11 protein-coding genes and 1 pseudogene are annotated in these 12,960 nt (G+C 39.4%); 3 read left to right on the top strand and 9 right to left on the bottom strand.

What is annotated here, in order from left to right:
- Positions 1–57: 57 nt before the first annotated feature.
- The 8 genes and pseudogenes from G7074_RS12025 to G7074_RS11990 all read right to left on the bottom strand — a co-directional run bounded on the left by G7074_RS12025 (position 58) and on the right by G7074_RS11990 (position 9,593).
- The gene (locus G7074_RS12025; RefSeq protein ID WP_124562199.1) at positions 58–717 is read right to left on the bottom strand and encodes an SGNH/GDSL hydrolase family protein; all 660 of its coding nucleotides are present in this window, start codon (positions 715–717) and stop codon (positions 58–60) included.
- A gap of 18 nt (positions 718–735) precedes the next feature.
- Positions 736–2,301, bottom strand: a complete 1,566-nt coding sequence (locus tag G7074_RS12020; RefSeq protein WP_124562198.1) for a serine hydrolase — start codon at positions 2,299–2,301, stop codon at positions 736–738.
- A gap of 59 nt (positions 2,302–2,360) precedes the next feature.
- The gene (locus G7074_RS12015; protein WP_124562197.1) at positions 2,361–3,302 is read right to left on the bottom strand and encodes a hypothetical protein; all 942 of its coding nucleotides are present in this window, start codon (positions 3,300–3,302) and stop codon (positions 2,361–2,363) included.
- 90 nt (positions 3,303–3,392) lie between these two features.
- A pseudogene (locus tag G7074_RS12010) lies at positions 3,393–4,576 on the bottom strand (M20 family metallopeptidase).
- Positions 4,563–5,006: an SPOR domain-containing protein gene (locus G7074_RS12005; protein ID WP_124562195.1), complete on the bottom strand. Its 444-nt coding sequence runs from the start codon at positions 5,004–5,006 to the stop codon at positions 4,563–4,565. Before G7074_RS12005 ends, G7074_RS12010 begins: the two are co-directional and overlap by 14 nt.
- A gap of 184 nt (positions 5,007–5,190) precedes the next feature.
- The gene (locus tag G7074_RS12000) at positions 5,191–5,562 is read right to left on the bottom strand and encodes a PEGA domain-containing protein (protein ID WP_124557965.1); all 372 of its coding nucleotides are present in this window, start codon (positions 5,560–5,562) and stop codon (positions 5,191–5,193) included.
- A 224-nt stretch (positions 5,563–5,786) separates the two neighbouring features.
- A complete protein-coding gene (gene secA / locus G7074_RS11995) occupies positions 5,787–9,089 on the bottom strand; it encodes a preprotein translocase subunit SecA (RefSeq protein WP_124557966.1) in 3,303 nt (1,100 codons plus the stop codon).
- A gap of 135 nt (positions 9,090–9,224) precedes the next feature.
- Positions 9,225–9,593, bottom strand: coding sequence for a hypothetical protein (locus tag G7074_RS11990; RefSeq protein WP_166208556.1), 369 nt, complete (start codon positions 9,591–9,593; stop codon positions 9,225–9,227).
- 162 nt (positions 9,594–9,755) lie between these two features.
- On the opposite strand from G7074_RS11990, the gene G7074_RS11985 reads away from it, so the two are divergent.
- The 3 genes from G7074_RS11985 to G7074_RS11975 all read left to right on the top strand — a co-directional run bounded on the left by G7074_RS11985 (position 9,756) and on the right by G7074_RS11975 (position 11,765).
- Entirely contained in the window at positions 9,756–10,487 is a 732-nt protein-coding gene (locus G7074_RS11985; protein ID WP_166208553.1) for an intradiol ring-cleavage dioxygenase, read from the top strand.
- A gap of 76 nt (positions 10,488–10,563) precedes the next feature.
- Positions 10,564–11,070: a hypothetical protein gene (locus G7074_RS11980; RefSeq protein WP_124557969.1), complete on the top strand. Its 507-nt coding sequence runs from the start codon at positions 10,564–10,566 to the stop codon at positions 11,068–11,070.
- Positions 11,071–11,072: 2 nt separating this feature from the next.
- A complete protein-coding gene (locus G7074_RS11975) occupies positions 11,073–11,765 on the top strand; it encodes a hypothetical protein (RefSeq protein WP_166208550.1) in 693 nt (230 codons plus the stop codon).
- Between the two features lie 119 nt (positions 11,766–11,884).
- Here the strand turns inward: G7074_RS11975 and G7074_RS11970 are convergent, their stop codons facing one another.
- On the bottom strand, positions 11,885–12,838 hold the full coding sequence (locus G7074_RS11970) for a Smr/MutS family protein (RefSeq protein WP_124557971.1): 954 nt from the start codon (positions 12,836–12,838) through the stop codon (positions 11,885–11,887).
- Positions 12,839–12,960 lie beyond the last annotated feature (122 nt).

The following is a 12,960-nucleotide window of genomic DNA, read 5'->3' as shown; positions in this document are numbered from 1 at the left end:
GAGAAAATTTCTTTGTGTGCTTTGCGAAATACTTTGCGAACGCTGCGGTTAAAAAATCTATTTAACCAAAGGCAATAACTGATCGGCAACCAACTTGTTACCGGTTTCGTTCAGGTGTACCCTATCAACGGTTAAAATTCCTTTTTCTTTATCTTCAGGATTATTTTGTACTTCATAATCAGCAAAAACTTTTCTCAAATCGCACACTGGCAGATTATTTTTGGCAGCTAAGGCTCTGATTCCGGCGGCATATTTATTCAAATCTGCATCTAGCTCGTTGGTACCGTCTTTTTTCTCGCCAACAACTGATGGAGTAACCAATACAACTTTACTGCCTACACCTTGAATTTTATTAATTAAAGCCTGATAAAATTTTAAATATTTGTCGTAATCGGTGCCAGTATGAGAGGATTGTTTGTGCCACACGTCGTTAATACCTACATAAATTACCACCAGATCAGGTTTTTTATTCAATACATCATCTTCCAAACGCAGGTATAAATCGTACACTTTATTGCCGCCAATCCCTGCGCCAATAATGTCATACTTGGTAGAATCGAGCGATTTTTTGATTAAGGTTACATAACCATTTTTGGATACACCTTGCTGGGTAATAGAATCGCCAAAAAAGATGATGCGTTTGGGTTTAAATGTCATTGAGGTTAAAGCAATTAAGCAAATACTAAGTAAAACAGTGGTTCTGAACAGGGTTTTCATATGTTTTAATTCGTTAAATTATGGTTTCTTTTTTAAGTCGAGGTCCTGAAAATCAAAGCTAAAATCGGTTAATGGCGAAATGGGTTCCATTTTAATACCAACCGGATTGCCTTCATTATCGAGGCTAAAGTTTACAAAAGCATCTGCATCCAAGCTCCTGTCGTACCACTTCACAATAAAAGTGTTGCCTTTATAAAATACCATATCACCATTTAATTTGGGCGAGTTTTTGGCCTGAAAATGCATCTTACCGTTTAAGTTGCTTATGGTTACGTCACCAAACCAAACATCGTTATATACACCCAGATATTTTTTTTCGTCAGCTTTATTTACTGCATTTTTTTGGGCAGCAGCAATATCAGCCCATATTTTATCGGTTACCTTTTTAGCTTCATCCTTTTCACCTTGCTCATTTGAAGCATGTTCTTTAATCCGGTCTTTTCCGCTAATACCGAAATATCCATCTTTAATCGCTTGCGTAATGGCATAAAATGCCCCGCCCGATTGTTGATTGGTTAGCACGATAATTCCCAGTTTAAGATCAGGAATTAAAGTTACCTCGCTCACCATTCCGGCTAAGCCACCAGTATGCTCGGCAACCAGGTAGCCTTTTTCATCACTTAAAAACCAACCCAAGCCATAACCAAAGAAATGCCTGTTGTAAGATCCTTTACCAGCCGGGATAACACTATGCATGGTCCACATTTGGTTTTGGGCTTGTTTGCTAAACAAGGTTTTATCGAGCTTTTCGCCATACTTACCGCCATTTAACTGGGTAATTACCCATTTGCTCAAATCGTTTACACTGGTATTAATCCCTCCAGCGGCGTTGCTGTTTTCCGAAAAATCTTTCGGAATAGCAGTAATTTTTCCGTTCACCGGTGCATGGGCATCAATGCTGTTCGATTTATCTTTTAAACGGTTAAAGGAAGTAGCACTTCTGCTCATCCCCAATGGCTGCATAATCCGGCTTTCTACAAAGTCTTCGTAAGTTTTACCCGAAACCCGTTCAATTACTTCTCCGGCCACGATGTAAAGCAAATTATCGTAATCCCACTTGCTCCGGAAACCAGAAACAGGTTTTAAATAGCGTAAATTATGGATAATCTGTTTCTTGCTCACGGTTGAAGAATCGGGCCAGATCATTAAATCGCCTGCACCTAAACCCAAACCGCTCCGGTGTGAAAGTAAATCACGGATGTTAAATTCGGCAGTAACGTAAGGATCGTACATTTTAAACTCCGGGATAATATCGGTTACTTTGGTATCCCAGGAGAGTTTCCTTTCATCAATTAATATAGCCAATGCTGCAGTTGTAAATGCCTTCGAATTTGAAGCTATGCCAAACAGCGTATTTTCATCTACCTTTTGATTGTTTTTTAATGAGCGCACACCATAACCTTTTACATGGATTACCTGCCCATCTTTAACCACCGCAACGGCTAAACCCGGAACATTAAAAGCACTTAACGTTTTTTCAGAAATGCTGTCGATCTGTTTCGAGGTCAAAACCTGTGCATTGAGCTGACTAACAGCAAATAAAAATAAAAACAGTACCAGTTTGGCACGCGAGAGTAATTGCATGGATAGAGATTTAAATTAACCGCTTAAAGATAATAAATCTTTCAGGCGATCATTCATCCTTATTTGCCCTTTTCGATTTTGTAATCTTTATGAACAATTAAAAAACTGGCGCGTTCTTCCTTTTTGAAAGGATAGTCCCAGTTGCCCTGATAGGTAATTTTGGTCGGTAACTTATCATCCCCGAAATAACCCATTTCAATATTCATTTGCACATCAAAATCGAAAAGCATATTGCTATACTTCATGTCTACATAACGGCCAAGAATATTGAAATTACGTTTATCGAAAATGGTTACAAGCTCTTTAATCATCACACCATCTTTGGTCCAGCTGCTTAAATCGGGTTTAACTGAAACCTTAAAACGGTAAACCGGAATAGAATCGAGATAAGTACCACTGGTAAAGGCATAATCGTAATACTGGCGCATATTGGCTGTAAAAATCTCTGTTTTACTGCCAATAAAAGGGACTTTAACTGGTCGACCGGGATTAAAGATCAGCGTTTTCAATTTATCTTTATAACTTTCATTTGTACCACCTTTTCCATCTGCTGCAGGAGCATTAGGTACAAAATCAGTATTGTAGGCATTCATAAAAATGTAATCGAACATTTCTACGGTATATAACTGATACTTACCGTTTTTCTTATAAATTTTACCGGTATCCTGCTTTACCAGGTATTCCATTTTATACGGTCCGCTGTTATTGTGTTTTATTTTGCGATAAATCTTACCATCAACCTTGTTCTTTTTATCGTAACTGTAAATCCGGTTCTCGGCAATAAAACTGTAGCGTTTCATATCCCTGAACGACTGATAAAATGAGGTATCGTTTATTACCTTATTGATGAAAGTTTCGATATTCAGCTTTTCGGCCTTGATGTTTACGGTCGAATCGAGCGTAATGGTTTTAATGGTATCAGGATTAAACCGTTGGATTTCCTGGGCAAACCCAGTATAAAAAAGCGAGCTGAGTATTAGAACTAAAAATATTCTCTTCATATTTTATCATAATGGCAAAAACGATGCCTGTTTAAATGGATGATGTAATTATGTAGTTGTTCAGCTTACATCATCCATCTCACCTCTCTTCTAGTTGCCCAATTGCTTTAAAGCAATGTAGGCCATTAAGCCAGTCGAGATTTTTAGTGCATCTTCGTCGATATCGAATCGTGGTGTATGCACGGAGTACTGTGTATCTTTCGCAGCATTCCCTGTTCCTAAACGATAAAAACAGGCATCTGTTACCTGCGAGTAGAAAGAAAAATCTTCAGCAGCCATCCAGATATCCAAATCTATCACGTTTTCTTTGCCTAAGAAATCTTCTGCAAAAGCCCTCGCATTAGCCGTTAGCTTTTCTTCATTGATTAAAAAAGGATAACCTTTATGAATATCGAAATCGCAGCTTCCCCCATGCTTTCGGCAATTCCTTCAGCCATTTTTTTCATGCGCTTGTGCGCTTCTGCTCTCCAATCTTCATCAAGCGTTCTGAATGTACCCTCAATTTTTACTTCGTTGGGAATAATATTGGTGGCGCCACTTGCGGTTACTTTACCGAAGGATAGAACCGAAGGGATACGCGGATCGGCATTACGGCTAACAATTTGCTGCAAAGCAATGATAATGTGTGACGCAATTACCACCGGATCAATATTTTGGTGTGGCTGCGCACCATGACCACCTTTTCCGGTAACAGTAACATACAATTCATCGGTTGAGGCCATGTAGATACCTGAACGAAAACCCACTTTACCAGCATCAATTAACGGCATAACATGCTGACCAACGATGTGATGTGGTTTCGGATTTTCGAGCACACCTTCTTTAATCATAATGCTTGCACCTCCGGGTAGCAACTCTTCTGCCGGTTGAAAAATCAATTTGATTGTTCCGCCAAACTCATCTTTCAGCTGGTTTAAAATACAAGCCGTCCCTAAGAGTGAAGAGGTATGCACATCGTGTCCACAGGCATGCATTACCCCCGGGTTTTTCGAGGCATAAGGCTTATCGTTGGCTTCGTGAATCGGTAAGGCATCCATATCTGCACGTAATGCAATTACCTGATCGGATGGCAGGTTACCTTTAATTAAACCCACTACACCGGTATTGGCGCAATCGGTATATTCGATGCCCCATTTTTTTAATTTATCCTTAACAAATAAAGAGGTTTCAAATTCTTTAAAAGATAATTCTGGGTTGGCATGTATATGTTGACGATAGCCTACAACATCGTTAAAAATATTTGCGGCCAGTTCTTGTACTTTATTTTTGATCATCAGTTGTATTGGTATCTAAATTTGGGGCATTGATTTTTTCCCTGAAAATAAACAGCGTGGGGAAACTTGGTCTGAGTTCGTTAATTAAGCGTTGGGCTTCGAGACGGGTCCTAAAATCGCCTACACGAACATAATAATTAGGTTCTTTATAAATGAGGTAGGTATTTAATTTAGGATAAAGTCCTTTAAACCTGGCCTGTTCATTAAAAACCTCCCGCCGGTCTGATCCGTAAAAGATCTGCACCCGGTAGCCGTATGCAGAAACAATGGGCTTACCTGTTTTTACCTCGCCCGAAGTTTTATACACTTCAAGTCGTTTTGCAATTAAACTATCAATTAAGGGATCTTTGATTACGATAACCTCTCCCTTTTGTGCAAAAGATGTTTTAAATAGTAGCAAACTGAAGATTAACGTATAAAATATTTTCATGATGGTATTACATCAGGCAGACGAAAATTGTTTTAAAAACAGGAATGCCGGATTTGTTACAAAAATCGGCATTCTTTATGGGTTGTGCAAATGGTAATTATTTGGGTGATTGCACTATAAAAAAGCCAGATTCTTTTCAAAATCTGGCTTTTCGAATTATTTCCATTAATGGAATCAAATTAATTTATTTTTTAGGTTCAAATTTATGCTCGTAAACCTTTGGATCGTATTTCATCATCGAACCTGTTGCCGCATCTATAATAAAACCAGGAATAAACAACAAGTTCACCACAGATACAGCATTGAAAGCAATTTGGGGCTGGAAAGTTTTGCTTTCATACCCATCTAGTTTCAACGTTAGGGTTTGACCTGTAAAGCCTTTTTTTAAGGGAACTGCCATTGGGGTTACTCCCACCTTAACACCATCTACCTCAATATCGGCAGCAGGTGGCGAAGAATTAATTTGAACGGTTTGTTTTGTCCCTGTAAAAACAGTGGCGCAGCCAGATAGCAGCAGTGTCGCTGAAACAGCGGCAATGTTAAAGATTCTTTTCATTTGTGTGTGTTTGTGTATGTGTCCCTACTCTTATGGCTTTTCGGTTACTCCCCGTTTTTTTTGGTTACAGCTCCATTTTAATGGCCATACAGATAAACTGCCTACCAGTTTATCAATGACTCTGTTTGTTTGATAAAGATATAACTAATCCTGAAACTTAAAAACTTAGTTATAAAAAAAGCCCCGACAAAAATGTCGGGGCTTAATGCATTATATTGTGCTAACTACAAATTAGCGCCGTGGCAGTTTTTGTATTTTTTACCGCTTCCGCATGGGCATGGCTCGTTACGGCCAATGGTTGCTTCTTTACGGATTGGTTGTTGTGGAACGGCTTCGCGCGTATCGCCAAACTCAATACCAGGTTCTTCCCTGCCAAACTCCTGTTTAGTGGTTTGCAGCTTAGGCTGTTTTACCGGAGCTGGTGCTTCTCTCACCTGATCTGGCTCTTGCTGAACCGGAATACCACCTTTATATAAGAAACTTACCACCTCTTTGTTTACTGCGTTAAGCATATCTTTAAACAAGTTGAAAGCTTCCATTTTATAAATTACCAATGGATCTTTTTGTTCGTAAACTGCATTCTGAACCGATTGTTTCAAATCGTCCATTTCGCGTAAATGCTCTTTCCAGCTATCATCAATTAAAGCCAGTACAATGGTTTTCTCAAATGAGCGAACCACTTCTTTTCCTTTATTATCGATTGCTTTTTTAAGATCAACAGCTACCTGAATACCGCGGATACCATCAGTAAACGGAACCACAATCTGCTCAATGTGCTGACCACGTTCTTCGTAAACCTGCGTTAATACTGGTAACGACTGGTGAATAATGGCTTCTGATTTACGCGCATAAAATGCTTCAGCCTCTTCAAACAAACGCTCGGTTAACTGTGAAATAGCTGTAGATGAGAATTCTTTTTCGGTAATCGCTGTATCTAAAGAGAAGTTTTTAATTACTTCAAGCTTAAAGCCTTCAAAGTTTGCTTCTGTTTTGTATTCGGTAACGATATCTTCAGCAACATCGAACACCATGTTGTTCATATCTACATCTAAACGTTCGCCAAACAAAGCATTTTTACGTTTAGCATAAATTACGGTACGCTGCGAGTTCATCACATCATCATACTCCAATAAACGTTTACGGATACCAAAGTTGTTTTCTTCTACTTTCTTTTGGGCACGCTCAATAGATTTGGTAATCATAGAATGTTGGATCACCTCACCATCTTCGATACCCATACGCACCATAATGCTCGAAATTCTTTCTGAACCGAATAAACGCATCAGATTATCTTCTAATGAAACGAAGAATTGAGAAGAACCCGGATCACCCTGACGACCAGCACGACCACGTAACTGCCTGTCTACCCGACGCGACTCGTGACGCTCGGTACCTACAATCGCTAAACCACCGGCATCTTTAACGCCTGGGCCTAATTTAATATCGGTACCACGACCAGCCATGTTGGTAGCAATGGTAACGGTTCCGGCCTGACCAGCTTCGGCAACGATATCAGCCTCTTTCTGGTGCATTTTAGCGTTTAATACATTGTGTTTAATACCACGAAGTTTAAGCATGCGACTTAACAACTCAGATATCTCAACCGAAGTTGTACCTACCAATACCGGACGGCCTGCTTCAGTTAATTTTACAATTTCGTCGGCAACAGCATTGTATTTTTCGCGCACTGTACGGTAAACGTAATCCTGCTGATCTTGTCTTGAAATATTTCTGTTGGTTGGAATCTCAACCACATCCAGTTTGTAGATTGACCAGAACTCACCTGCTTCGGTTGTTGCAGTACCCGTCATACCACAAAGCTTGTGGTACATACGGAAATAGTTTTGCAAGGTTACTGTTGCGTAAGTTTGGGTTGCATCTTCAACCTTTACATTTTCTTTTGCTTCAATGGCCTGGTGTAAACCATCAGAGTAACGGCGGCCATCCATAATACGACCGGTCTGCTCATCAACAATTTTAATTTTACCCTCATCGATGATATATTCTACATCAATTTCGAATAAGGTATAGGCTTTTAATAACTGGTTTACTGAGTGGATTCGCTCTGCCTTAACAGAATAATCGCGCATCAAGGCATCTTTGGTAACCACTTTTTCTTCTAAAGGAAGGTCAGATTTTTCTAACTCAGCCACTTCAGTACCTACATCAGGTAATACAAAGAAATGAGGGTCTTCACCCGATTGGGTAATTAACTCAATACCTTTTTCGGTTAATTCTACCTGGTTGTTTTTCTCATCAATGTAGAAGAACAATTCCGAATCTACTTTAGGCATATTCTTAGACTGATCGGCCATGTAGTAGTTTTCTGTTTTTAACAACAGTCCACGAACACCGCTCTCACTTAAGAACTTAATTAAAGCCTTATTTTTAGGTAAACCACGATAAGCACGTAATAAAGCCAAACCGCCTTCGCCTTCTTCGGTACCGGTATTACCAGCATTGATTAATTTTTTAGCCTCGTTTAAAGCCTGGGTAACATAGGCTTTTTGTGCATTAACCAAACGCTCAATGCGTGGTTTTAGCTCATAAAACTCATGCTGATCGCCATGTGGAATCGGGCCTGAAATAATTAATGGGGTACGGGCATCATCAATTAATACCGAATCGACCTCATCAACCATTGCAAAGTGCAATTTGCGCTGCACCAACTGATCTGGTGTTTGCGACATATTGTCACGCAGGTAATCGAAACCAAACTCATTGTTGGTTCCGTAAGTAATATCAGCTGCATAAGCCTTTCTTCTCTCTTCAGAGTTTGGCTCATGTTTATCAATACAATCAACACTTAAACCGTGGAATTCGAATAACGGGCCATTCCACTCACTATCCCTGCGTGCCAGGTAATCATTCACGGTTACGATGTGTACACCTTGTCCGGCAAGTGCGTTTAGGTAAGCCGGCAAAGTACTTACCAGGGTTTTACCCTCACCTGTAGCCATCTCGGCAATTTTACCGCTGTGCAATACAATACCACCAATTAACTGTACATCATAGTGTACCATGTTCCAGGCTACCTCGTTTCCGGCGGCATCCCATTTATTGGCCCATTGTGCTTTATCGCCAACAATTTTAACATTGTTTCTTCTGGCAGCATAGTCTCTGTCAAACTGAGTTGCAGTAACCTCCAAATAATCGTTTTCACTTAAACGACGCGATGTTTCTTTAACGACCGCGAAAGCTTCAGGAAGGATTTCTAACAATACTTTTTCCAATTCAGCATCACGTTCTTTACCTAATGCATCAACCTGATCGTAAATGGCCGTTTTTTCGTGAAGATCTAAATCTTCGTTTTCTGCATCAGCCTTAAGGGCCGAAATTTTATTGTCAACTTCAGTTAAGAAATCAGCAATCTTACTTTTAAATTCTATGGTTTTACCACGTAACTCATCGTGGCTAAGTGCCGAAAGTTTACTGTAGTGTTCGTTTATTTTAACAACCAATGGTTGAATAAGCTTTATATCTCTTTCTGATTTACTTCCGAAAATCTTCGCTAAAAATCCTAACATTATATTTTAAATTGTATTTATTTATTAAAAAATGGTGTGTTACAACAACTAAGCCACTGTCAGTATTAAGTCAGTTTGGCAGTTATTGGTATAAATGGGGGCTCAAATCTTAAAAAGATCTTTTAACGAAGGATACTAGGGGCTATTGTTCTTCGGTTTTTTGCGGATGGTTAAATCGGTGATTACCTGATTTACACTAACATATTTTGCAACTTTTAACTGGGGTTGGATTCCAATTAAAGCAAGTCGGGTGTACGATAATAAATAAGGGTTACGCTGTTCGTTGAACTGAACAATGCTTTTATCAGTAGCATTTGAACTGATTTTATACTCATTACAATATTCGTTTAATATTCTAAGCCCTTCAACGCGCTCGGCTTTGGCCAAATGCGTTAAGCTAAAAAATACAAGAGATATGGTAACCAGGTGTTTCATTAATAGCGGCAAAGCTAGTTTTAATCTTTTATAAAAAGAAATTCCATTATCGCAAAAAGCGTACCTCAAATTTTGGTGTCTTTTAGCTTTCCTCTCATTGCATGCCATTACCGAGTAGCACAACCTATCTTTTTGCGATTAAACGATACAAAATCGGCATACATCGTCACATCGCCGTTACTTAGGTTCAGGGTTTTACCTTTATATCAACAAAAGCAAAACAGTTAACCTATGGAAAGAAAAAATTTCATCAGAAGCTTAATGATTGGGGCAATTTCTACTCCGGTAATTATCGAAGCCTGCAAAAAAAGCAGCATAACAGATGGTTCCAGCACATCAGGATCGGGAACTGCAGGTACAACCACCAGCACCAATGGAACCTGTACCGTAGCCCCTACCGAAACCGAAGGGCCTTTCCCAACTAAAGTACCAGCATCATATGTACGTAGCGATATTACCGATGGTCGTACTGGTTATAAAATGACGGTGAAAATAACTATTGGCAATTTGAATAACAGTTGTGCGGCCCTGGCTGGCGCCCTGGTTGATATCTGGCATTGCGATGCAGAAGGAAACTATTCGGAATATGGTGGAACAGGGATGCAAAGTACCAATTATCAATCGGTACACTTTTTACGTGGCCGCCAAACTACCGATGCCAACGGGCTGGTAACTTTTACTACTATTTTTCCAGGTTGGTACAGCGGCCGGGCAACACATATTCATGTTCATGTATATAATGCAGCAGGAACATCGTTAAATGTAACACAAATTGCTTTCCCCGAAGGTAGCGGAACCTCGCTGGCTTTGGTAAATGGTTACAGCAAGGGAATGACAGGTTATACGTACAACAATGCCGACAATGTTTTTAGCGACGACAAAACAGGTATTGAAATTGCCACAGTAACCGGAACATTAACCTCAGGTTTCGACCTTACATTTAAATTGAACGTTAAAGCATAATATCATCCTTATTATTATTTGTTTTATTTTCATTAAAGACGTTGGGTTTTCTTAACGTCTTTTTTAATTTTATGCCATGTCTAAAAAGGTGATCGTTTTATGCTATCGAAAAATAATCGATGCTACGGATAATAATCCATGGAGTAAGTTTGTACATGAAGATAGTTTTGCTGAATTCAAAATGCAATCGCAGTTTTATAATCAGGAACAGCAGTTTACTTCATTTGCAGAAATACTATTACATGTACCAGATGCCGAAAAACTCCATTTTTTGGTTAGTGCGGCTATTACAGGTTATCTGCGCCAATTAAACGGGATAATTCCTGATGTTTTAGATAATTTGGGCAGAAGATTTTTGACCTTTGAGCATTTTAAGTTCGAAATCATCAATTCCGATATCAACCATCTGGATAAGCATAAAATTGCCATCAATTTTTTTTCAAAGCCATTAATCTGGCATGATACGATCGGCGATCAGTTGCTAGTATCGCAATATAAAGAAACCACTGATGAAGAGGTTTTCACCAATCTTTTTACCATTCAGCCATTTGTTAGCATCCACTCTATAAAAAATATCGATTAAGCATGGAACTTAGCCCCGGAAAAATATACCTGGCCGATCAGCGCGGGCTGACGGAAAATTCGACACTCCGCAGGTATAGCACCTTTAATTTCGAAAAATATTACAGTGAGCACAGAGAACCCTTCGAAAGCCTTTTTCTCTGCAACGACGAATCGTTAGCAGGTGGAAAAGTTTCCTTTTTCCTATCCAAAGAAGACTCCTTTCAAATTTTCTTTCCCATTACCGGCGGCATTGATGTGGTGCAGGGAAACAAAGAATTTTCGATTGATACCGGTAAACTACAAGTGTTAAACTTAGGTAAAGGTGAAGTTTTGGAAATTAGTAACCCCTACCCTAAGGATACCATCAATTACCTGCAGCTGGGGATAAAAACGGATTTCTTTTTACTGCGTCCGAGTGAAATGCTTTATCAATTTGACTTTGAAAAAGACCAGAACCAGTTAATCGAACTTATTTCCAACCCAAAACTGCCTTTTAAATTAAGTGCCGGTATTTTCGCTGGTCGCGAGGAAGCCATTTACACTCTACAGCATAGCAACAGCAAATTTTATTGCTTTGTTATAGATGGTGCCTTTGAAATTGAAGGTCGATTACTCCATGCCCGTGATGGACTGGCGCTTTGGGACTTGCCACAGGTTGAACTGGAAGCATTGAGCAACAATGCAATTGTGTTAGTTTTGGAGTTTGGGTACTAACATTCCTTTTTGAATGCTAAAATGAGTGAATTTTGAATGAATGAATCAGCATTACGCTTCAGACATTCAATCATTCAAAATTCAATCATTCTTAAAAAAATCAGCATGACGGTATGAAATTACTTAAAAACTACCTCCGTAGCGCCATAACCAAACTTTTCCTTCCTGGCATCCATATACGTTTTTATGTGCGGATTTTTGCTAATCAGTTTGTGGATTTTATCCCGTAAAGTACCATTGCCTGAGCCGTGGATAAAAATCATCTTATCGAAATGGTGCACAATTGCTGCATCAAGGGCATTCTGAAAATGTGTGAGCTGAATCTGTAAAATTTCGCTGGCTTCTAAAAAGTGATGATCATCGCGTAATTTCTCAATGTGCAAATCGATCTCTTTTGCAGGGGCTTCGACCATTTTCTTTTCGTCGGCCGATTTAAAAAAGCTTTCCTTTAACTTTTGTGCATCGATTGTTACCGGCACCAGGTCATCCAGGCGAATCAACCAGCCTTTATTTTTAAGGTTAGGCAACGCTTTTTGTTCAGTGCTAAAATCTTTTGCCCTGAATTTCTTGCGGATCACCAATGGATCAATTGGTTTAGCATCGGCCGTACTCACCACTAAAACCTGAAAGGTAAATTCAGGCCAAAGATCTAAATCAGCCAAAGCAGCCGAATATACCAAGGAGGTACCGTAAGAGGCTATAATCCCATGATAAGCACTGGCGTACTTCCCCTTCTTTTCGGTACTCAAGCTCACCAACAACGTATTTGGCGATTGGTTCTGCAGATGAAAATGAACTACATTACCTACTTTATCATCAGTTGCTACGGCAACATAAATCCCATTCTCTATTTTAGTAACGCCGGGCACATTCACCTGTATCGGCTTAGGCACATCTATTTCCTCTGCCACAACGCCATGGCCATGTACAGATGTTAAGTTGCTTACTGCAACCGGAATCTCAAAACCATCTTCATCGGTAACACCTAAAGTTTGGGCATCGATAATCCGGGTTACATAACCCTCACGTTTCTCATCAACAAAACGCACAAAATCTCCCAGTTTAAATTTCATATCTCCTAAATCTCCAAAAGAGATTTCTCCATTTATTTAATATCGTTTATATTTATAATAACCACTAAGGTATAAGGTACACCAAGATCTTTTTAAGTATGCATAAGACCTTTAGCCACTTT

Origin of the sequence: Pedobacter sp. HDW13 (genome assembly GCF_011303555.1) — a bacterium.
Classification (GTDB): domain Bacteria; phylum Bacteroidota; class Bacteroidia; order Sphingobacteriales; family Sphingobacteriaceae; genus Pedobacter.
The sequence above is the reverse complement of the archived record's forward strand: the minus strand, read 5'-3'. Positions and strand labels throughout refer to the sequence as shown.

Bases quoted from the DNA above. Each gene is read 5' to 3' on its own strand.
- G7074_RS12000 (WP_124557965.1), bottom strand. From the start codon at position 5,562: ATGAAAAGAATCTTTAACATTGCCGCTGTTTCAGCGACACTGCTGCTA.
- G7074_RS12020 (WP_124562198.1), bottom strand. From the start codon at position 2,301: ATGCAATTACTCTCGCGTGCCAAACTGGTACTGTTTTTATTTTTATTT.
- G7074_RS12005 (WP_124562195.1), bottom strand. From the start codon at position 5,006: ATGAAAATATTTTATACGTTAATCTTCAGTTTGCTACTATTTAAAACA.
- G7074_RS12025 (WP_124562199.1), bottom strand. From the start codon at position 717: ATGAAAACCCTGTTCAGAACCACTGTTTTACTTAGTATTTGCTTAATT.
- secA (WP_124557966.1), bottom strand. From the start codon at position 9,089: ATGTTAGGATTTTTAGCGAAGATTTTCGGAAGTAAATCAGAAAGAGAT.
- G7074_RS11980 (WP_124557969.1), top strand. From the start codon at position 10,564: ATGTCTAAAAAGGTGATCGTTTTATGCTATCGAAAAATAATCGATGCT.
- G7074_RS11985 (WP_166208553.1), top strand. From the start codon at position 9,756: ATGGAAAGAAAAAATTTCATCAGAAGCTTAATGATTGGGGCAATTTCT.
- G7074_RS12015 (WP_124562197.1), bottom strand. From the start codon at position 3,302: ATGAAGAGAATATTTTTAGTTCTAATACTCAGCTCGCTTTTTTATACT.
- G7074_RS11975 (WP_166208550.1), top strand. From the start codon at position 11,073: ATGGAACTTAGCCCCGGAAAAATATACCTGGCCGATCAGCGCGGGCTG.
- G7074_RS11970 (WP_124557971.1), bottom strand. From the start codon at position 12,838: ATGAAATTTAAACTGGGAGATTTTGTGCGTTTTGTTGATGAGAAACGT.